This is a genomic window from Segatella salivae F0493 (assembly GCF_000477535.1).
GTDB lineage: Bacteria > Bacteroidota > Bacteroidia > Bacteroidales > Bacteroidaceae > Prevotella > Prevotella salivae.
This window is the reverse complement of the sequence record NZ_AWGW01000020.1, coordinates 1-22239: the sequence shown is the minus strand read 5'-3', so window position 1 is coordinate 22239 and position 22239 is coordinate 1. Positions and strand designations below refer to the sequence as shown.

Below are 22239 nucleotides of genomic sequence, written 5' to 3'. Positions count from 1 at the left end.
GGCAACTTAACTCCTTGATTATCAATAGTTCCATTTGTTAATTTATCCAAATCATTGAACACTCGCGGAGAAATGGGAGAAAAATAAATAAAAAGCTGAAAAGAATCTACTCCAAATCTTAAGCTTTTCTGTAAAGTCTTGCAAGCCATTTTTTATATGTATATATACCAATTCTTTTGGCCTGATTAATGTAGACTTAACAAAACTTTGGCTATTTCAAATTACTTTTCTTGCTATTACCTAAAATTATAAAAGAAAGATTTAATCATTAAATATATAAACGCCTGTAATTCATAAAATATACATTATTATATATAATAGAGATAGATTTGTTATCATTGTAGGTAGAGAGATTATTTGATATTTAAACAAATAGGACAATACATATACATGAGGGACAAAATTTCTGTATAAGAAAGAAGAACATTCTTATTTTAAACAAGACTCATAATAAAATATCAATATTAATTAACTACAAAGCAATATCTTTCTTTGATAGAAAGTCAACAATCAAGTTATTAATCGTTAATTATCTTTATTATTATAAAATATCACCTCCTTATTTATTGCAAACTAAAATAAAAATGATACTATTTCTTATTTTTGTTAACGACAAGCACACAGAATGCACTTATACCATAAGCATATAATAATTAAATCTTAATGACAAAACAAACATTTAACCTAAGTTCATTTATGAAACAGAGATTATTTAGAAATGCATCAAGGAAAATTTTATTCTCCTTGATAGGAGTGTCAACTATACTGGGTGTAGCTCCTCAAAAATCTATTGCCAAAATTAATGTGATTAATGGAGTTCTACAAAGAAATGCGATAAAAGGTAGGATTCTGGATGCTACTGGTGAACCGGTAATTGGAGCAACGATTAAAGTTAAAGGTACAACAAACGGCGCATTGAGCGATCTTGATGGTTATTATACTATAAATGCACAAGTTGGAGATCAACTCGAAATCTCATATATTGGTTATAAAACACGCACAATCAAAGCTGTACAAGGGCCTAATAACATTATATTACAAGAAGATTCGAAGAATCTAAATGAAGTTGTTGTTGTTGGATTTGGAACACAAAAGAAAGTTAATCTAACAGGATCTGTTGCTGTTGTAGATGGTAAAAAACTGACTCAACGCCCTGTTCAAAGTGCAGCACAAGCCTTACAAGGAATTGTCCCCGGTCTTCAGATTAGCAATTCTTCAGGCGGTTCACTTGAGTCTAATCCAAGTATAAATATACGAGGAACTGCAACTATTGGTGAAGGTTCGTCTGGCTCTCCTCTCGTTCTTATAGATGGAATGGAAGGATATATCAATACAATCAACTCGCAAGATATCGAAAGTATATCTGTTCTCAAAGATGCTGCAGCAAGTTCAATTTATGGTTCACGTGCACCATTCGGTGTAATCCTTATTACTACTAAAAGTGGGAATAAAGAAGGTAAAGTTGTTGTGAACTATAATAACTCCTTCCGATTTAGTAATCTCATTCGAGGCAAGCACATGATGAATTCTGTTGACTTTGCAACTTGGATGAACGATGCACGAACCAATACTGGCAGTAGTGTGTTCTTTGAAAATGATCGCATGAAACAGATTATTGCCTATCATAATGCTACCCCTTATACTCCTGGTGTTCGCAAAGCAGACGACGGCACACTGCTTTATGCCATCCCTGCGAAACCAGACAATAGCGTATGGCAAGATGGATATGCCTATGGAATTGACGATATAGACTGGTATGGTATAATGTTGTTTATAAAAAGACTGCTTTTGCGCATGAACATAACGCAAGTGTAAGTGGCGGGAATGATAAATTCAACTATTATGTATCAGGAAACTACCTTTATAATGGTGGTTTTATGGCTATGGGGAGCGACAACTACAAGCGAATTAATGGTACTGCTAAGATTGGAGCACAATTAGCGCGTTGGATAAGAATGAACTATAATATGCGTTTTACACGTGCCAATTATGAACGCCCATCAGCACTAACGAATGGTCTTTATAGTGATATGGCCCGCCAAGGTTGGCCAGTATTACCATTATATGACCGCAATGGTTATCTTTTTAGTTCACCTTCCCCAGCACTCGGTCTTAAAACAGGTGGACAGGATCGTAAAGAAACAGATATTATCTATCATCAATTAAGTTTCATTCTTGAACCTGTAAGAAATTGGATTACGCATGTAGATTTCAACTATAAGATAGATAATAGTATTCGTCATTGGGATAGTCAACGCACTTATAACCATAATGTTGCAGGAGAACCCGTGATTTATAATCAAAATTCAAATGTACATGAGGATGAATTTAAGGATAACTATCTCAATTTTCAACTCTACACGGAATACAATAAATCCATAGCTGAAAAACATAATTTCCATATTATGGGCGGTTTTCAGTGTGAACAGCTTAGACGAACTGAATTTGGACTGCAACGCAATGGTATCATTGATCCAGAAAAATCAGAAGTAGATCTTACAAATGGGCTCAGCTATCAAGGTGTAGCAATTACTCCTAACGTTAATGGAGCCCGTAATCAATGGCAGACAGCAGGCTTTTTTGGTCGTATCAATTATAATTATGCAGAACGATATTTAGCAGAATTAAATTTGCGATATGATGGTACATCAAAATTCCGCAGTGATAAGATGTGGAAACTATTTCCTTCTATATCATTAGGTTGGCGTATTTCAGAAGAGAACTTTATGAAAAACACAAAAGATTGGTTATCCAATTTGAAACTACGTTTATCCTATGGTTCACTTGGGAATCAGAATATCGACAATTGGTATCAAACTTATCAAACTATCGCCTACAGAGCTTTTACGGGTTATTGGCTACAAAATGGTCAAAAGACCAATACTACCAGTGCACCAGGTTTAGTATCATCATTACTCACATGGGAAACGGTTGAAAGTTACAATGTGGGCCTTGATTTTGGTTTCTTCAATAACCGACTTACCGGTTCCTTTGATTATTTTGTGCGCAACACAAAGAATATGGTAGGAAAAGCGCCAGAACTACCCTCTATACTTGGTACTGGTGTTCCTGTGACTAATAATACCGACCTCCGCACAAATGGCTGGGAACTACAATTAAGTTGGAACGACCAATTAGCAAATGGTTTACATTATGGTGTCACTTTCAATCTATCTGACTCTCGCACAAAAATCACACGTTATCCTAATAATCCAACAAATAGTATAGATACTTATATTAAAGGACGCTATATCAATGAAATATGGGGATATACTACAAAAGGTATTGCTAAGAGCAATGAAGAAATGAATGCCCATCTTTCAACTACAGATCAAAGTACTATCGGTTCAAACTGGACAGCAGGTGATATTATGTATGAAGATACTAATAATGATAAGCAAATCAATGATGGTGCACGAACTATCACAGACCATGGAGATTTAAAAGTAATTGGTAACTCAACACCTCGCTTTTTGTGGGGAATTGATCTCAATGCAAGCTGGAAAGGCTTCGACATTAGAGCCTTTTTCCAAGGTGTAATGAAGCGCGATGCATGGTTAGGAGGCTCATGGGGTTCTTTGGAATATTATTTTGGAGCTACTAATTCTGGTGAATAGTGGGCTACGGGTATTACCGCTGTGAAAGATTATTATCGTGATGCAAATACATGGTCGGTTGCTAACGGCTATCAAAAAGCTAATCAAGATGCTTTCCTTCCACGAGCAACATTTAGTAATAAAAATGAAAGATGCCAAACACGCTATCTTATGAATGCAGCATATATGCGCTTGAAAAATTTCCAAGCAGGCTACACTATCCCTCGTAACATTACTACAAAATGGGGAATCAGCAATATGCGCGTATTCGTATCAATAGAAAATCTGTTCACTATTACAAAAATGCCAAAACAATTTGATCCAGAAATGATTGGAACAGACTCTCGTCACAGCAATGGTTATCCTTTGTCGAAGACATTCTCATTTGGTATTAACGTAACATTCTAACTAAAAAAATAATAATTATGAAACTATATAAATTATCTATCATTGCCGTAGCTCTTTCTATAGGATTAGTATCTTGTAATGATTTCTTAGAACAAGATCCTCCCTCTCAACTTACACCTGAAAGTTTTTACACGAGCGAAGATCAGATACAAGCTGCAGCAAACCAGTTCTATACAGATATTCTTCCAGGACATGGAGGATGGAATTATGGAACATATACAACTGATAACAACACTGACAATCAAATGTCACGTACCCCAGGGAATCAGTTTTCGCCAACACTCTATCGAACAAGCAACACCAATGGAAGTTGGAACTGGTCTATGGTGCGTAATGTAAACTATCAACTCAATGTTATTAAAAATAAATATGAAGCTAAAAAGATTAGTGGAAATGATGCAAATCTTCGTCAATATATTGGAGAACTGTATTTCTTTCGTGCATATGCGTATTTTGAATTACTGAAAAGATTCGGAGATCTGCCTATCCTTACAGAAGCTTTGCCTGACAAAGAAGATGTTCTTGTTGCAGCAAGTCCACGTAAGCCGCGTAATGAGGTTGCTCGATTCATTATAAACAACCTTGATACTGCAGCCAATTATATGAAAGATCATAATGTTGCAACAACTCGCATCAATTATGATGCAGTAGAACTTTTCAAAAGTCGTGTAGCACTTTTTGAAGGGAGTTGGCTTACCAACTTTGCAGAAACAGCATTCGTTCCAAATGGGACGGGATGGCCAGGTGCTGAGAAGAATGCAGGATACCAATTTCCTACAGGCAACATTGAAGCTGAAGCTAAATGGTTTTTTGAGCAAGCTGCCACAGCTGCACAACTTGTTGCCGATAAATATAAAACAACATTAGCTATAAACAATGGGGTCGTTCCACAAGCACAAGGTCAAGATAATCCCTATCTTGACATTTGGGGAAGTGTCAATTGTTCTAGTTCTAAGGAAGTTTTATTATGGCGTCAATATAGCAAATCTCTCGGAGTACAAAATGATGTAGAGGTTTCTGTACAAAAAGGAAATATCGGAACCGGTTTCACACGTAGCATGATAGAGAGCTATCTAATGAAAGATGGTAAACCTATCTACGCCTCTATTTACACTTATTGTGACACATCCTTAAATAAAGTGGCACAAGATCGTGATCCCCGACTTGCTGTTTTACTCAAGAAACCAGGTGATATCAATTGCTTTATTAATGTAAATGACGAGTCTGGAACTCATTGGACACATATAGAACCTATCCCAAATATTCTCACAAATAATAACGAAGATGGTTATATCACCGGTTATTCCATACGAAAAGGAATGACACACGATCGTGCACTCACTGCAAACGGTGGAAGTTATAATGCTTGTATCATCTTCCGTGCAAGTGAGGCATTACTGAACTATATGGAAGCAAAATATATACTTACCCATAGTTTAACATCAGGAAATATACTTGAATATTGGCGCATTATCCGAACAGCAGCAGGATTCACAGGAAGTGCGATAGATCCTGTTGTTACAATTAACGCAACAGACATGAACAAAGAAAGTAAAGACTGGGGAGCTTATACTGCAGGGACGCTTCTTTCTGATAAAGTCTTATACAACATACGCCGTGAACGGCGCTGTGAATTTATAGCAGAAGGCTTGCGTGATATGGACCTAAAGCGTTGGCGTTCATACGATCAACTAATTACCAAGCCCGCACATGCTGAAGGTTTCCACTTCTGGGGTACCGTAATGCAGAATTGGTATAAGCCAAGTGATGTTATTGCAGATGGCTCTAGCTCAGCAACCGTATCTTCTCGAAATAAGAGTGAATATTTCCGTCCTCATGAAATCATAGAAGCAAATAATAACTTTTACGATGGACTCACATGGAAGATGGCATATTATTTAGAACCTTTACCTCTTCGCCAATTCCTTCTCACAGCCCCCGATCATAGCACCATGAGTAAAAGTCCTATGTATCAAAACCCATATTGGCCAATGGAAGCCAATAAGAGTGCTCTCAAATAATACAACCAGAATTTATCAATAGTAAAGATAAAGAATCTGCTCCAAAACAAAAAGAGACTGAATCATAAAAGAAAGATTCAGTCTCTTTTGTCTTATTATTCTTCATTTAAATGATAGATTCCTTGAAACCAATTAAAAAGTTAATCCTAATGAGGCCTCAACATATTGCCGTGTGCCATGAATGGAGGGTTGAGAGCTAAGCGCATAGCCTAATTGATAGGCTAAAGATAGGGATAATTGATAGGCAGAAAAGTTTCTTATTGCTCCGATATCTATGCGAGAGCAAGCTATTGAAGTTGCATCATAACGCTGTAAAGGCAAGGCTAATTGAGTAGAGAAAACACTTTCTTGGGTTGAAGGATACTTCAATAAAGCTGAAGGGATAGAAAAACTCTGACTTACTCCATAGAAGAGCGCATAGTCACGAGCCAAAGGTTGTTGCGAACGATAGGCTGCACCCATGCGGAAAGCATCACGAAGGAAGACGTGTTGTGTTGCCCCATCTTGCCTTTTTTCATGTTCAAAGCTACCATTTATGCCATAAAGATCTATTCGCTTTGTAGAGAAATAATGATAGAGCAACGCATTTAGCCCTATATCTCGGTGCACATAAACATAATTTTTCTGTCCTCCAAGGATATTTTCTAACCTATCCCAGCCCTTAGTAAAGTCTGCATAAGCCGTTGTCTGCAACCGAAGGGCACATGAGAATGGATGAACAACGCCCAGAACAAATTCGGTTTGACGAAGATTATAAGTAGAAAGAAGATTAGCTGCCACGTTGGTAATTCTACTTCGCCGTATGCTATCACGCTGCGAATGATAAGAAACACGTGCCCAAAGCCGTGTACTATCTAAGAAAAGAGAGGTTTGCACAGCCAGTTCGTGTCCGTAAGTGTTAGCCTGCATCTCACGATTTTGCAGCTTACCAGTTTTCCGATGCATACCAAACCCCATCAATTCATAGGCCATATAGTCAAGACGGTCTATGCGATCATTGCTTTCATTGACATAGATGAGATTGTTATCGCTCGTACCATAATTTATTCCTGCCCCTACAGCAATGTGTAATGGGGCAAGATTCAACTCGGTATTCAGGTGATAATACGAATTAAAACTTTCGGTAGAAGGACGCGGGTCATTACTGCGTGTCCCCTTGTGATACCTTATTTTCAGGCCTGCACCAATGGTAAAGAGACGTGAAAGTTTATAAGCTGCAACTCCTTTTAGTTGATAAGTTTCATTCTGCCAATTGCCCTTACGCGGTGATGCAAAATAATAAGGCATCCCATTCCGTGGCATTTCGCTAAGCAACCACCCTATACTATCTGCTAATTGCCTGTCATAAGCAAACTCACCATAGAGTCGCCAGCGTTTAGAAGTATGCAGTCCCATGGATGAAAGTCGTATATTTGTGTCTTTCTCTGGTGTCTGAATACGTGTCAAAGCACCTTGCTCATGCGCAAAAGCCACTGAGGTATACCCATAATTAAAGGCAGGAAGCAAGTAAATGCCCAAGGGCGAGGCCATAGTTTGATGATGTAACTGCCATTCATGAGGGGTCAGAACAGCAAAGCGAAGAAGGGAATCTTGGGCTTTTGCCATAGAAAAGAAGCCACACAAAAAGATAAAGAAAGGAATGCGCAGATACATATAAACAAAGTTTTAATTAAAGAAAATAAGATTATCTCTTATCATTTCGGCCTGAAAGTGATGAAAAACAAAGCTTCATCTTACCATTTTAATATCACAACTTAGACTATTTTGAATGTTATATAGCCTACCTACACCAAGGATGTAGGTAGGTTTATATTCAAAAATGAATGGCACTACTTACTTGGAGCGAATGCTTTTGGATTAGGAATCATCTCAACAAAGTCGATTGCTGAATTATTGAGATCTTGTAAAATAATGCGTTCTTTATCTTTACGGCTTATCTTACGAGAGACACAGCGGAAGCTATTATCCGGTTTAGAGTAGGTGTAACTTGCATCAAGTGTCTTTGGGAATGCTTTTGGTGAAACATAACCATCTGCATTAGGGTTAATAACCTCGACAGCATCAATAATAGAAGCAATTGGAATTTGAGTGTAAAGCGTCTTGTTAGAATATCTCAAATCTCGGTAAGGAAGCTGATATGCGGGTAAAGAAGCAGGTGAAGGATGACGGAAAATGACATATCCCTCTTTGCCATTACGTGAGAATCTCATATATCTATTATTTCCTTTCTGAATCAATACCATGTTGGCAGCGTTCTTATTGTCTAATTCTTCATAACCAGGATATACAACATCAAACTCAGCATGACTCAAATCAACCGTAGAATCAGGCCATTCGGGAGTTACTTCTGTACCTCTTTGCGTCTTAAAAGCCTGCTTATAGTTCTGTGCAAAAGGTGCTATGATAAAGCTTTCACCTGGTTTGATGGGATAATCTTTACCAGAACCTGGCACCATAACAACGATATTGCCATACACATACTTGTCGTTAGCTCCTGCAGGGTCTGCCATGCCTTCGGACTTACTCCAATCATAGGTACCCTTTGAAGTGAAATAGAACTTCTTATAAGCAGCAGACTTATGCCAAGTACCATCAGCCATATACCCATATCGATTCATTGTAGTGAGTGCAAAGCACAATCCATCAGCATAAAGTGTGTTTGCAGAGTTGTTGTAAATCTCTACAAAGCAATCATTTTCGCCTGCAGCTTTATAGTTGTCTGAACCTGCATAGTAAATCGTTTTAATGACAAAGTCGTTAGTCGTAGAGGTTGTTAGCTCCAAATTTATTTCCTGTTCTTTGTTAGGTTGAAGCTGTATTCCTGTTGCCGCGGCAGAGAACACCAAATCTTCTGTTTCACTTGTACCAGAGATTTCTGCATACTCTTCTGCCGAAAGCGTATAGGTTGCAACGATGTCATACATGTCTACAGGTAGATTAGACAACTCAATATCCGTATTAAATGAAGTTTCATAGGTTGTCTTTTTACCCGTACTGGTATTTGTTAAAGTAATAAGTACCTTCTTATTCTTTGCGTTTTCGAATGTCTTTCCCATTTTAACATTCAATTTCACCGAAGCACTTGACACTTCGGGAGTGTCATTTTCACCACAAGAGGCGAAGAAAATAGTCATGATTAGCGTCATGAACAGGGCAAGCTTACTGCCCCAATGTTTTGTTGTTTTCATTTCTTTATAAAATAATTATAAGTTAGTTCACCTTCTATAAGCATGTTGTCACTTAGAATTTATAGCTTACATCCATGCTCACTGTCGGTGGTTGATTAAAATATATACGTTCATTCTGGCGTTCAATCCAAGGACGATAATTGAACACATTATTTATATAGCACGATAATCGAAGTTTCTTTCCAATCTCCTTTGATACTCGAAGATGACAGTTTGGAATGATAAGAGGCTGAGAAATTTCAACAGGTTCATTATCTTTAAGCCTTATATAGGTCCAACGAATGTCTTTACGTTGCTCTTCATTAAGATATACACGCTGGAAACTTTGATTATAATAACCGATAGGATAGATGTCAAAACCATAACGATTGAAATGTCGGAACCAGAAATTCTGCAATCTTAGATTGAATATCAAGCCAAGAGAAGCTATCTGTTTGGTAAGACTTAGCGTTGAGATGAGTTCATTAGAACTATTTTTTGTAGGCTTATATATCCCAGCAACTGCCTCTTTATCAAGATCAATGCTTGTGCCCATGCGCTCCCCTTTCTGATAGTAAAAGCTGTAATTATAAACTACTGAGAAGTTTATATCTAATCCAATAGGTCGAATATTGTGTAAACCTCCTATCCACTCCAAGCCTGCATTGCGACTGTAAAGCTGGTTACGAGGCGTGAAATAACTGTCGATAATCAGCTCGGGAGCGCCTTTCGGTGCATAAACAGGGCGCTGGTTGGGCTGTTGGGAAAGCGTTTCGTAGCGCTGAACCCACATTGTATCGAGCACAGCCTCTGAACTTATGCCGCGCTGATCAATCTTTAGATAGCCCGTCAGCGATGTATTAAAGTTTGATTTTGCATAGGTTGTACCCAATTCAAAGCTATGTGTGTAAGGAGAACGCAGGTTGGGATTGGTGGGATCAACGACCTTTGTCTTGTATAAAAACAGTCGTTCTTTGGCATTATTGCTGTAATTGCTGTACACAAGACGGTCGAAATACACATTTTCGGGATAGAGATAAGCTGTGGCGGGTATCTTATAACTGATACCATAGGCTGCATTGAAGCTCAACCCATTATCAAACGTCCACATGGTATTAAGGCGTGGACTGGCTGCAAAGCGCTGATTCTGGAACTCAAGTCGCACACCTGCGGTTGCACTTAGCGTTCCATGGGTTGTTGGCAACATAAACTTATCCTGCAAATAGAAGCCAGATTGGTTTAGTTTTATACGGTTATGATACTTATAAGATCGGTCTCCACGTCCTCCTTGTCCACCATCATAGAAAGGTGTTTCAGCATTAAATATCTTGCCTTTACCATGATTAGACTCATGACGAGCAAAGATTCCTAAACTCAAGGTATGTGTAGACTGCCCCCATTTCAGCGTCCGCCGTGCTTCAACATTCCCCGAGAGCGCCAAGGGTTTGCCATCAATCTCCAAGAGTGCATTATAATAAGGTGGGGCAACATCGGTTTCGTGCAATCCATTTGTATAGGCATCGGTGATAAGATTAAGCCTATTGTTGGCAATAAACTCTTCGTGCATATCGTATTGATGCGATAGAGAAAGCGAGAGATTATAGTCTATCGCATCTATAAAAGCATTTTCTTGAGGTGACAACAACCCACGAAAAGAAAGGCGAAAATTCTGCCTGTCAGTGCGTGTTCTGTTAAGCTTTGCATCAGGATCGCTTTTCAATCCGTCGATGTTCTTAGAGAAATCAGCTGATATAGTGTTCTCCCAGCCCAAAGCTTTACTAAGCGTATGGGTCCACGTTGCATTGAAAGCAATGTTCGAATTGGTTTTCAATCGGTCGCGTCGGTCACGAGTACTGTGCATATAATCCACGTTAAGATTCAGCAATCCCCAACGTTCTCCAAGCGAAAAACCCTTTCCTAACGACGCATTAAAGATGTCATACTGCACCTTTACACTACCAAAGAATGGAGTAAGTCCAGCCTGTCGATTAATTATTACAGCACCACTACTCAAGTCACCATACTTAACAGGTGCCACACCTGAAATCACTTCGACGCTCTCTATCGATGAAGCTGGAATCAAACGAAGGTCATTTCCACTGCCCACATTCTCGTTATTGTCTGTATTAAAGCGTCGATCAAACATCTTCACCCCACCCCACTTGCCATAGCTATCAAGCTGCATGTTGGTGTTGTTGGATATGGGTGTGCCGTCCACTACATAGGCTATACCAAAGGCTGCATTGCGAACATAGTCGTTAAGCTTATTGCGTGAATAGGCATCAAGCGGATTTTGGAGGTCTCCTTGCAATGCCGAACGCAGGGTAAGAAAGCTGGCATTGTGCATATCTGTATTGAGAATGGCCTTTCCCGGAAGTGTCTGAACAATGTCAGCCATACTATAAGCCTGGATATTGTCAATCGTGTTTCGCTGTATTAAGATTGAAGAGTTGCTGTGTATCGGTGTTCGTGTTGCATTCACTTGCACCCCTTTCAGATATAAATTGTTATCCTCTAAAGCGATGTTTATCTTCTTATTCCTTGCAACAGCATCCTGTGCTATGGTCAAACTGCGTGTAGCCTTTCCCAAATACGACACTGTCAAGCGCGTACCTTTATTAGAAAACAATGATAATTTGAGGCGAAGCTGTCCTTGCGCATCGGCAGTATAGGTGAGCCCGGCACTCTCCACTACAACCGAAGCAAAAGGCAAGGTCTGCCCTTCGCTGTCTGTTATCGTCAATGAGACACTCTCTTCGGTGGTGCTGGCCTGTACAACCGCAACACAAGAACATATAGACAATAACAAAAACAAAAGCAAAGCCCGCATTTGATTGAACACAAAAAGTGCGAGATGATTCATGATGCTAAGGAGCGTTTAGTTCTACTGGGTGATAAATTTCATAATTACGGGCACAAAGGTAAAAATAAACGTAACGTCAAACAATACCTATAAATAAGTATTTATCGTAGAAAAGCCGTCTCCTTCCGTCATAAATCATGTGCAGCTTCCACATAGTCCTGCTTTGCAGATAAGTCCGCGCTGCGAGCAAGCGATGGAGGTCCGTGCAAACATCTGACCATAAGCGGATTACAATTCACATGAAAACACACGATCATTCAAGTGAAATAACGACACAAACTGATAGGATTCGAGAGCCATTCTGACGGACTTCTCAATCAGCTTTCCATGAGCGTGGAAAACCATGAGCCAATGGCATGACGCCCAACACTTCTCCTTGTGGCGCTGAATGCCATAAGAGGAGCTATCCATTCCTCCTTAACAATTAGATCATCAACCCACCACCCGAGAACCATCAGCCTTACATACCACCAAAGAAAAATAGATTTTTACTTTGTTGTTTAATGGGTTTGACGTATCTTTGCAATCAAAATAAAACAAAAAAAGATGGATCTTAAAATCAAACTAACCGTGATGAACTTCCTGGAGTTTGCCGTCTGGGGAGCCTATCTCACTTGTATGGGAATCTATTTAGGCAATATCGGTTTAGGCACACACATTGGCTCATTCTATGCCATGCAGGGAATAGTTTCTATTTTCATGCCGGCCATCATGGGAATCATTGCCGACCGTTGGATTCCTGCACAGCGTTTGTTGGGCATTTGCCACCTGTTTGCCGGCCTGTTCATGTTTGGTATGGCCTGGTATAGCAATCAAGCAGGCAACAATGTGTCGTTTTCTACGCTCTTCTTACTCTATTCGTTGAGCGTTGCTTTCTATATGCCGACACTGGCATTAAGCAATTCTGTTGCCTACTCTTCACTCACTCAAGCTGGTCTTGACACGGTAAAGGCCTTCCCACCGATACGTGTTTTCGGAACCGTTGGATTCATCTGTACGATGTGGTTTGTAGACATCATGGGCTTCAAGAGCACCCAAATGCAGTTTGTTGTGAGTGGTGTTTTGAGCATTGTGCTGTTCTTATACACCTTCGCTCTACCCAAATGTGCTACTTGTTTGGCTGGACAAAAGAAGAGTCTTGTAGAGGCTTTCGGTCTGAGAGCATTCACCTTGTTTAAACAAAAGAAGATGGCTATCTTCTTCATCTTCTCCATGTTGCTCGGTGTAAGCCTTCAAATCACAAATGGTTTTGCCACACCTTTCATCGAAAGTTTTAAGACTATTCCTGAATATGCAGGTACTTTTGGCGTGAAATATCCCGTCATCCTCTATTCAATCTCACAGATTAGCGAGACCCTTTGCATTTTAATGATTCCATTCTTCATGAAGCGTTACGGCATCAAAAACGTAATGTTGATTGCCATGTTCGCCTGGGTGCTGCGCTTTGGACTATTGGGAACCGGCAATCCCGGTGGCGGAGTGTGGATGTTTATCGCCTCAATGATTATCTATGGTGTGGCATTTGACTTCTTCAACATATCTGGTTCACTCTTCGTTGACAAGACAACCGACCCTTCAATTCGTTCAAGTGCGCAAGGACTTTTCATGCTCATGACCAACGGAATCGGTGCTACGGTAGGTTCTTTTGCAGCCCAAGCCGTTGTCAACAGCCACACAACAGACGGCACAACAGCGTGGGCAAGCTGCTGGTTTACCTTTGCAGCATACGCCCTTTTGGTATGTATTAGCTTCGCACTCATGTTCCGTCCTGGTAAAACTGCAAACACATAATGGAGAAAACAAGACTGAAATACAACAATGTTTCTGAGATTGTCGGTGCTGCTGGCATTGGACTTATCGTGTTGACTGACGAAGAAAAGACACGCCAGATATCGATTACCTGTGACGAAGACATGGTTAGAGCTTTCAGTCTACGTATGGCTCATGTGCCCGAAACCAACCGACTGCTTGCCGAAGCCACAGGAAGGCTGTTCATAGAAACAGGGCATCAACTTGAAATTTATATCTACAGCCTCAACGATGGACAATATCGCACGCTGCTGATGGACAATGAAAGTAAGGCGGTAAGCAACATTAGAGCCAGTGACGGCATTCTCTTTGCCATGGCCAACAACTTGCCTATCACCATAGACACAGCCTTGTTTCAGAGTCAGAGTACACCATTCTCGGCAGGAACCACCAATAGGATGTCGCTTCCTATCAATGCTTTGTCTGACGAGATGCTGCAAATGGCCCTCGACAAGAGCATCAAAGACGAAGACTATAAGATGGCAGAATACCTCAATGAGGAACTGAAACGTCGCAAAAAAAAGCAAGAATGAAAGAAGAAAGATATTTCTATGTGCCCAATGCAGCCACAAACAATCAACTTCCTGAAGAGGAAGCAGGTCATGCACTGCGTGTGTTGCGATTGCAAAGTGGCGACAACATGGTGCTGATGGATGGCAAAGGAACCTTCTATCATGCCATTGTGACCTTGGCTTCTCATAAGAAATGCTTATATGAAATTCAGGAAACACTGCCCCAAGAGAAGACATGGAGCAGCCAAATCCACTTGGCTATTGCCCCAACGAAGAACATAGACCGCATAGAATGGCTTGCAGAGAAGGTCACAGAAATTGGCTTTGACGAGCTGAGTTTCCTGCATTGCACCTTCTCTGAGCGCAAGATGCTGCGCCAAGACCGCATAGAAAAGATTGTTGTCTCGGCGGCAAAGCAAAGTCGCAAGGCATGGATGCCTAAGGTAAATGCACTCGAATCCTTCAAAGAATTTATCACAACACCACGCGAAGGACGAAAGTTTATTGCCCATTGCTATACAGAAATAGAGAAGAAAGACTTCTTCGATGCCATCACCAACGATGACCTTGCCACACCAATCACAGTGCTTGTTGGCCCAGAAGGCGACTTTTCAATTGATGAAGTGAGGTTGGCAATGGAACAAGGATATGAGAGTATCACGCTCGGCAAAAGCAGGCTACGAACAGAAACCGCTGGGCTGATGGCCGTTACAATAGCACAAATCGCTTTAAGAAAATGAAAAAAACAATATATTTACTGATTGGTTTATGGATGATTTGTCTTTCATCCTGCACCGATAACAGCTATATCAACGCAATTCCAGGTGAGAGTACGGCGCTCATCTCTATGGATCCTGCCCGCATGAGTGGCATTAACAATGTGGCCGTTCTAAAGACTTTGCTCCACATGACGAACTTCGACAAGAGTGGCATTGACGCCAGTCATCGCATCTTTCTTTTCGAATCGCCAGATGGCAACCTTGGACTTTGTGCCAAAGTGGATGATGCCGACCATCTGAATGAAACATTCAAGCAACTGTCGGGAAAGGGATTATGTCCTAATCCCGTGAAAAGAAAGGGCTTTCACTTTACGGTTTTGAAAGACGCTTGGGTGGCAGGATGGAGTGACAAAGCAATTTTGGTCATGGGCCCTGTCACGGTTGATGCACAGGCTGCCTTGCAACTGCAGATAGCGCAATACTTAAAACAAGACGATGACGAAGGAATCACGAGCAGCAAGCTCTTTACTAAGCTCGATTCTATTGATGCTCCGATGAGTATGGTGGCACAGGCGGCTGCCCTACCCGACCAGTTTATCGCTCCGTTTACACTCGGTGCACCTAAGGATGCAGATGCTTCACAAGTGTTGATAGCTGCAGAAATGAACATCAAACAGCAGGTGATGCACATCAATGGTGAGACTTTCTCGTTCAATCCACGTGTGAATGAGGCGCTGAAATCAGCCCATGGCGTCTATCGTCCCATACAAGGAAAATATGTATCTGCCATGCCTGCCGATGCCATGTTAGGCATGTTCCTCAATGTTGACGGCAAGAAGTTCCTGCCACTCATGCAGTCCAACAAAGGCATTCAAGCCCTGTTGACAGGTATTAACACCGCCATTGACATGGATAACATTATCCGTAGCGTCGACGGAGATATGGCAATCATCACTCCTTCGTTTGCCGCTGATAAGTTATCAATGAGCATGACGGCGCAATTGAATAACACAAACTGGACCAAGGACATTGATGATTGGAAAAAAAGTTGCCCAGCTGGTGGGAAGATTATTGATTGGAAACCTAACGCATGGGCGTATACGAGTGACAAAACCTCATTTTATTTTGGCTTCAGCAACGACAAACAATTCTTTAGCGGAAGTAGCAAAGAAGAGGCAGAAAAAGCTATTTATCCTGCCAAACAACAGCTTCCGGCTCATGTAAAAGATATGGTGAAAGGCCAAAAGCTCGTGATGATTATCAACATGGCTGCGATGTCTCAAGGAAAGTCGGGGGCTGTGACTGCAATGTTAAGTCCTGTTTTTGGAAATATCAATACGATTGTATATACATTAAAGTAGGAAAATTGGAAACCATTAGATTCAGTTCTGTTGTTCCTCAAGTGTTTTCTTCGATTGCCAATCAACTTGAATCAGACATTTGGAACACAGAAGCCGTTTTTCAAAAAGGCCATTTATATCTTGTAGAAGCAGACTCTGGAAAGGGCAAAAGCACCTTTTGCAGTTATGTAGTAGGCTATCGGCGCGACTATAGCGGCCATGTAATGTTCGACGAAACTGACACGATGTCTTTCACAGTTAAAGACTGGGTGAATGTGCGCCAGCGCCATATCAGCCACCTTTTTCAGGAACTTCGTCTCTTTCCTGAACTCACAGCATTAGAGAATGTAGAAATAAAAAATGCGATAACAGGCTTTAAGTCTCGGGAGGAAATTATAGAATGGTTTGACATGTTGGGCATAGGCGACAAGCTAAATGCAAAGATTGGGCGCATGTCTTTTGGTCAACAACAGCGTGTTGCCATGATAAGAGCACTCGTACAACCATTCGATTTTATTCTTGTTGACGAGCCCATCAGTCACTTAGACGATACAAACTCGGATATCATGGCCAAGATTATGATGACCGAAGCCAAGGCCCAGGGTGCAGGAGTCATTGTTACAAGCATTGGCAAACGCATGAATTTAAACTACGAAAAGACGTTTAAGCTATGAATTTAGTTTGGAAATTATTGCGTCAGCACATTAGTATTCCGCAATTTGCAGGCTTCTTTTTCGCCAACCTCTTCGGCATGTTAATTGTACTTTTGGGTTGGCAGTTCTATAAAGATGTGGCTCCGGTGTTCACTGCTGAAGACAGTTTTATGAAAAGTGACTTTCTGATTGTCAATAAGAAGATAGGAACCGCAAACACAATCAATGGCCGTAGCAACACCTTTACCAACGAAGAGATTGACGATTTGAGTCAACAGCCATTTGTAAGCAGTGTTGGTAAATTCACAAATACAGCCTATAAGGTAGATGCAAACATGAGTGTCAACGGCACTCCGGTGTTGAACAATGGCGAGATTAGCTTTGAAAGCATTCCCGATAAGTTTGTAGACACAAAGATGAGCAACTGGAAATACACTCCCGGCGACAAGGTTGTGCCCATCATTCTGCCTCGCATCTATCTCACGATGTATAACTTTGGCTTTGCCCAGAGCCATTCATTGCCGAAGATTAGCGATGGCCTTGTGGGCATGATTGACTTCAGCATCTTTATTCATGGTCATAAAAAAGAAGGTCAGTTCAAAGGAAAGGTGATTGGTTTCTCCAATCGTTTGAGTTCAATTCTCGTTCCTCAAGCTTTCATGGACTGGTCAAACGAAACCTATGCGCCAGGAGACGATCATGCGCCCACACGCTTAATCATGGCATTAAGCAATCCCGGCGACCAGCAATTCACAAAATATCTCGACCGCAAAGGTTATGAAATAGAGAATGACAAACTGAATGCGGAGAAAACAACCTACTTCCTTCGTTTGATGGTGACAATGGTAATGATTGTCGGGTTGATTATTTCTATTTTGAGTTTTTATATTCTCATGCTGAGCATCTATCTGCTTGTGCAAAAGAATTCCAGCAAATTAGAGAATCTATTGCTCATTGGTTATAAGCCCACACAAGTCGCTCGTCCCTATCAACTGCTGACCATTGGGTTAAACATTGCCGTCTTAGTCATTGCTTTAGTAGTGTTATACTTCGTCAGAGACTATTATATGGATGTCATTGAAACATTATTCCCCGATATTGAAGATGGCTCAATGATTCCAGCTTTGACCTTAGGCAGTGCATTATTGGTTATGGTCAGCCTATGCAATCTCATTGCAATACGTAACAAAATCGTGCGCATCTGGAAGCGAAAGGATTAAGCTCACGCGCTAAACACCATAAGAATGAAAGAAAACAAGAAGATTTTAGGCCACGTTGTCGGCATCATCACCGTATTATGTTGGGGTGGAACCTTTATCAATACCAAATATCTCATCATGGGCGGACTGGCTCCTCACGAGATATTCTTATTGCGTTTTCTGATTGGCTACCTTTGCATCTGGACAATATCTCCGCGCCGTTTGTTCTGCGATAACTGGAAAGACGAAGCCCTCATGGTGCTTATCGGCATGACAGGTGGCTCACTTTTCTTCCAAGCTGAAAACATGGCAGTGGCACTCACCTATACCACAAACGTGTCGTTCATAGGCAGTACGGCTCCACTGATTACGACTTGTCTGGCCATCGCCTTTGTAAAGAGCGTAAAGGCCGACTTTCGGCTCATCCTCGGTTCATTGATTGCCTTGGCTGGTGTCGGCGTAGTCATCTTCAATGGTCAGTTTGTTCTCCACCTCAACCCACTCGGCGACCTCTTGGCTTTGCTTTCGGCCTTGGCGTGGGGTATCTATAGTTTACTGATGAAACGAGCCTCTGCCCGATACAGTGCCGTGTTCATCACGCGAAAAGTATTCTTCTATGGCATCATCACCATCTTACCCTTGTTTGCTGTTGAGCCATGGCACTTCCCACTTGACAACTTCCTCAAACCCACCATTTGGCTCAATCTTTTATTCTTAGGCTTCATTGCGTCCTTCGTTTGCTTTGCACTTTGGGGCTGGGTCATCCGAGAAATCGGAGCCATGAAAGCCTCCAACTACATTTATCTTAATCCCGTCACCACGGTTATTGCCAGCGCCATCTTCCTCAACGAACCCATGACGCTCATGGCATACATCGGTAGCGCCTTGATTCTTCTCGGTGTTTACGTGGCCAATCAAGCGAAAGGAATATAACGACGACCAAGAAAAGAGCTATCAAACAGGCTGCATCCTCGCGCCACGACAATGTTTGTCGGCCCTTATTCCTTTCATTTCCGCGCCGAACAAATGCGTTTTTGCAAGCAAAAGATGGAGGAAAATGAAAACTTATTTTAATTTTCTTTTTCTAATTCGAATTATTTCCTTACCTTTGCGCCCAAACTTCACTCTACGACAGAGCGAAATCTAAGAATTTCATTATAATTCATGGTAACAAACCTTCAATTTACAAGGTACAGAGGCAGTGTAGAAAGAAATGATTTTTCTGCAAAAAAGTCATCAAATTATTTGGTAGTTCCAAATAATTTGCTACTCTCTCTCTCTCTCTCTCTCTCATTGGCGCCACGCCAATAACAACACTCTAAAATTTTTTCTCCTACGCGCGCGCGAAGCGTGCCGTATCTCCCATAAACAAAGGGCTCAACCGAGTTCCCTTTGTTCAACTTTTCATACCCTTTTGTCAAGCCGTACAAGAGAGAAATAACGACGATTTTACACAAATATTCAAACACAAAATAAAACAAGATGAAGAAATTATTCCCCCTATTACTGTTTCTCTTAATAGCCGTTTCTGCTACAGCGCAAGAAACTTATTTCCAAGAAAATGGTATTTGGTACCGCGTACTGACTTCTGCAGCAGAAAAGTCTTACGATGCTTCGCATAATGAAGTGGCTGTTACAAGACCGAATGGAAGCTATTTTGTTTATTATCCTGATGGTAGTACGATTAACGTTCCGTCGACAGTAACTCATGCCGGCACAACTTATACTGTTACTTATATTGATGATAACGCTTTTCAAAGAACAGAATTTACCTCGCTTACCTTACCATCAAGCATTTTGAAAAGTGGAAGTCGTATATTGGAAAATGCCAAACTAAAACAATTTCATACGCCTGAAAATCTTGAAGTTTTGCCAACTTATTTCATTTGGACCGGAGTTATTGATGAACTTTGGCTTTCACCTAAAATCAAAGAAATAGGAACCTATGCATTTACAGGCGTTACGATAAAACGTGTTCATGGCTTGGCACAAACAAAATTGGAAAAACTTGGAAATGTCGAATACTCTGGTAGATTAGCAGGTTTCTGCTTCGCAAATTACAAATATCTTCCTGCGGCAGACCAGGCGGCCTATATTAACGACCTATCAACTTTGCCTCCTACTGTCCGTAGAATTGGCGCAATGGCTTTGAATGGAGAAAATGCTGGTGATCCTCAGCTTCCACTTACTAACTATACAATTCCTGCCATTATGGAGCAGATTGAAAACTATAATTTTGATGTCTCCGATAAGGTAACGGCTCCCCAAACCACACCTATATTCCTTGGCATAGAAGCTTTCGGCACACAGCCTACACTTAAAATCTTCGTTCCAATAGATTGCAGTGTTGCCTATAAGGCTGCTACGAATTGGTCGAGCTACAGCGATAAGATTCGCGAAGAACTATCCATTGGTCCGTCCGGCTACACCACTTTCTACCTCGAAAATGAAAACTTCCTCGTTCCTGACGGCTGTACTGCCTACATCATCACGGGCGTTACACCCAGCGGCAGCATCACCACTCCCGATAATGCCATTGTGAAAGCATTCACGGCCGGCAAAATCATACCTAAGCAGACTGGCTTCATTTTGCAAGGCACACCCAACAGCACTGTCGTTTATCAGGCCAATGTTATAGGTATAGAAGAAGGTGTGACGGGCAACCTCCTCGTGGGTACGGCCACCGAGCGGGAGATTAGCGGGGCTGGTTACAAATATTACGTTCTTTCAAACAGCGGCGACCAGGGGCTTGGCTTCTACAAGCAAGGCACGCGAGGAGGCGCCTCTATCAAGCTAAAAGCGCATCGTGCTGGACTTCGACTGACGGAAAGTATTGCTCGTGCAAAAAGCTTTTTCATCGATTTTGATGCTGCTCGCGAAAATGCAAATGTTGCAGGCATCCGCAATATCGGACAAGAGGCAGAGGGCCGTGACAATGTTATCTACGACCTCCAGGGCCGTCGTGTGAAAAATCCAACACATGGCATTTATATTATTAACGGAAAGAAAGTCATCAAATAATCGCATACAAAATGAAAAAGAAATATACAACGCCCCACATCGCAACTGCTCGGTTAATGACCACAGATAATATTGCCCAGTTTATCGTTAGTTCGCATGCTGTAGGTGAGGACCAAGGCCTTGCCAAGCGTACTCCCTTCTTTGACGAAGAGGTGTCTGACAATAATCCATGGGATGAAGATAACTAAGATATAACAGAAAGTTCATATAATAAATCCTTCGTCGGTCGACTAAAGGCTGAAAATAAAAAAGCATGTTGTCGGCCGACGAAACTTAAAAACATGCTTCTGCACACTGCAGAAAGACCAAAAAGAAGTTTTTCATGCTTCTGCACGCTGCAGAAAGACCAAAAAGAAGTTTTTTACGCTTCTGCACACTGCAGAAAGGTCAAAAAGAAGATTTTCATGCTTCTGCACACTGCAGAGAGGCAAAAAAGAAGTTTTTCACGCTTCTGCACACTGCAGAAAGACCAAAAAGAAGTTTTTCATGCTTTTGCACACTGCAGAAAAACTAAAAAGAAATATTATAAGAAAGAAAGTATTAAAATTTAATTATCACTAACTTAAAATCATAAATCATGAAAAAGTTAAACATTCAAATCCCCAAGATGATGCAAATAGACAGCAGCTATTGTGGCAGGTACAGCAATTCGCATCACTTGCAGTTTCAGTTCAACATGTATGAATTGGTGAAAGCCGTAGACAAACTGAAGTTGCACCTGACGGATGAGTTATTGAAGACTTGGGCCGACTGCTTGGACTTGGAAACAGAACTGAACAAGCAGGCCACGGCAACAGTCTACACCGAACAGATGAAAGCGTGCGACCAACAGCGCGACGACCTGCTGACCAACCTCTTTGGTGTGGTGCGGGCACAACTGAAATCACCCGTGGCGGCAGTGCGCGAGGCAGCGAAAGCGTTAGACAAAGGG

The 22239-nt window shown here is 41.2% G+C and carries 15 protein-coding genes and 1 pseudogene; 12 read left to right on the top strand and 4 right to left on the bottom strand.

The features are described from left to right. Positions 1 to 696: 696 nt before the first annotated feature. Both HMPREF9145_RS06435 and HMPREF9145_RS06430 read left to right on the top strand, forming a co-directional pair. Positions 697 to 4004, top strand: a pseudogene (locus HMPREF9145_RS06435) (SusC/RagA family TonB-linked outer membrane protein). A 17-nt stretch (positions 4005 to 4021) separates the two neighbouring features. Then, a complete protein-coding gene (locus HMPREF9145_RS06430) occupies positions 4022 to 6025 on the top strand; it encodes a RagB/SusD family nutrient uptake outer membrane protein (protein WP_021825543.1) in 2004 nt (667 codons plus the stop codon). A 132-nt stretch (positions 6026 to 6157) separates the two neighbouring features. Here HMPREF9145_RS06430 and HMPREF9145_RS06425 read toward each other — a convergent pair whose 3' ends face one another. The 4 genes from HMPREF9145_RS06425 to HMPREF9145_RS13450 all read right to left on the bottom strand — a co-directional run bounded on the left by HMPREF9145_RS06425 (position 6158) and on the right by HMPREF9145_RS13450 (position 12466). Beyond that, entirely contained in the window at positions 6158 to 7678 is a 1521-nt protein-coding gene (locus tag HMPREF9145_RS06425; protein ID WP_021825536.1) for a DUF6850 family outer membrane beta-barrel protein, read from the bottom strand. Positions 7679 to 7854: 176 nt separating this feature from the next. Then, positions 7855 to 9213 (bottom strand): DUF4876 domain-containing protein, encoded by a 1359-nt coding sequence (locus HMPREF9145_RS06420; RefSeq protein WP_021825531.1) that lies wholly within the window; start codon positions 9211 to 9213, stop codon positions 7855 to 7857. A 52-nt stretch (positions 9214 to 9265) separates the two neighbouring features. Next, positions 9266 to 12055 carry a TonB-dependent receptor gene (locus HMPREF9145_RS06415; protein WP_021825528.1) on the bottom strand — a complete coding sequence of 930 codons (2790 nt, stop codon included), beginning with the start codon at positions 12053 to 12055 and terminating at the stop codon, positions 9266 to 9268. Positions 12056 to 12283: 228 nt separating this feature from the next. Further along, positions 12284 to 12466, bottom strand: a complete 183-nt coding sequence (locus tag HMPREF9145_RS13450) for a hypothetical protein (protein WP_155945280.1) — start codon at positions 12464 to 12466, stop codon at positions 12284 to 12286. Positions 12467 to 12601: 135 nt separating this feature from the next. Between HMPREF9145_RS13450 and HMPREF9145_RS06410 the strand changes: the two genes are divergently transcribed. The 10 genes from HMPREF9145_RS06410 to HMPREF9145_RS06365 all read left to right on the top strand — a co-directional run. Further along, positions 12602 to 13846 (top strand): MFS transporter, encoded by a 1245-nt coding sequence (locus tag HMPREF9145_RS06410; RefSeq protein WP_021825544.1) that lies wholly within the window; start codon positions 12602 to 12604, stop codon positions 13844 to 13846. Continuing rightward, positions 13846 to 14397, top strand: a complete 552-nt coding sequence (locus tag HMPREF9145_RS06405) for a bifunctional nuclease domain-containing protein (RefSeq protein ID WP_021825535.1) — start codon at positions 13846 to 13848, stop codon at positions 14395 to 14397. Before HMPREF9145_RS06410 ends, HMPREF9145_RS06405 begins: the two co-directional genes overlap by 1 nt. Further along, positions 14394 to 15116, top strand: a complete 723-nt coding sequence (locus HMPREF9145_RS06400) for a 16S rRNA (uracil(1498)-N(3))-methyltransferase (protein ID WP_021825529.1) — start codon at positions 14394 to 14396, stop codon at positions 15114 to 15116. The genes HMPREF9145_RS06405 and HMPREF9145_RS06400 overlap by 4 nt, the downstream gene beginning before the upstream one ends. Continuing rightward, positions 15113 to 16456, top strand: coding sequence for a DUF4836 family protein (locus tag HMPREF9145_RS06395; protein WP_021825532.1), 1344 nt, complete (start codon positions 15113 to 15115; stop codon positions 16454 to 16456). Before HMPREF9145_RS06400 ends, HMPREF9145_RS06395 begins: the two co-directional genes overlap by 4 nt. Before the next feature lie 5 nt (positions 16457 to 16461). Continuing rightward, a complete protein-coding gene (locus HMPREF9145_RS06390; protein ID WP_021825539.1) occupies positions 16462 to 17109 on the top strand; it encodes an ATP-binding cassette domain-containing protein in 648 nt (215 codons plus the stop codon). Further along, positions 17106 to 18308, top strand: a complete 1203-nt coding sequence (locus HMPREF9145_RS06385) for a hypothetical protein (RefSeq protein ID WP_021825534.1) — start codon at positions 17106 to 17108, stop codon at positions 18306 to 18308. Before HMPREF9145_RS06390 ends, HMPREF9145_RS06385 begins: the two co-directional genes overlap by 4 nt. 24 nt (positions 18309 to 18332) lie before the next feature. After that, the gene (locus HMPREF9145_RS06380) at positions 18333 to 19220 is read left to right on the top strand and encodes a DMT family transporter (protein ID WP_007135421.1); all 888 of its coding nucleotides are present in this window, start codon (positions 18333 to 18335) and stop codon (positions 19218 to 19220) included. 549 nt (positions 19221 to 19769) lie between these two features. Next, on the top strand, positions 19770 to 21308 hold the full coding sequence (locus HMPREF9145_RS06375; RefSeq protein WP_021825537.1) for a leucine-rich repeat protein: 1539 nt from the start codon (positions 19770 to 19772) through the stop codon (positions 21306 to 21308). 11 nt (positions 21309 to 21319) lie between these two features. After that, positions 21320 to 21496, top strand: coding sequence for a hypothetical protein (locus HMPREF9145_RS13710; protein ID WP_007135419.1), 177 nt, complete (start codon positions 21320 to 21322; stop codon positions 21494 to 21496). A gap of 389 nt (positions 21497 to 21885) precedes the next feature. Next, a partial coding sequence (locus tag HMPREF9145_RS06365; RefSeq protein ID WP_021825540.1) for a DUF6261 family protein occupies positions 21886 to 22239 on the top strand: 354 nt, incomplete at its 3' end.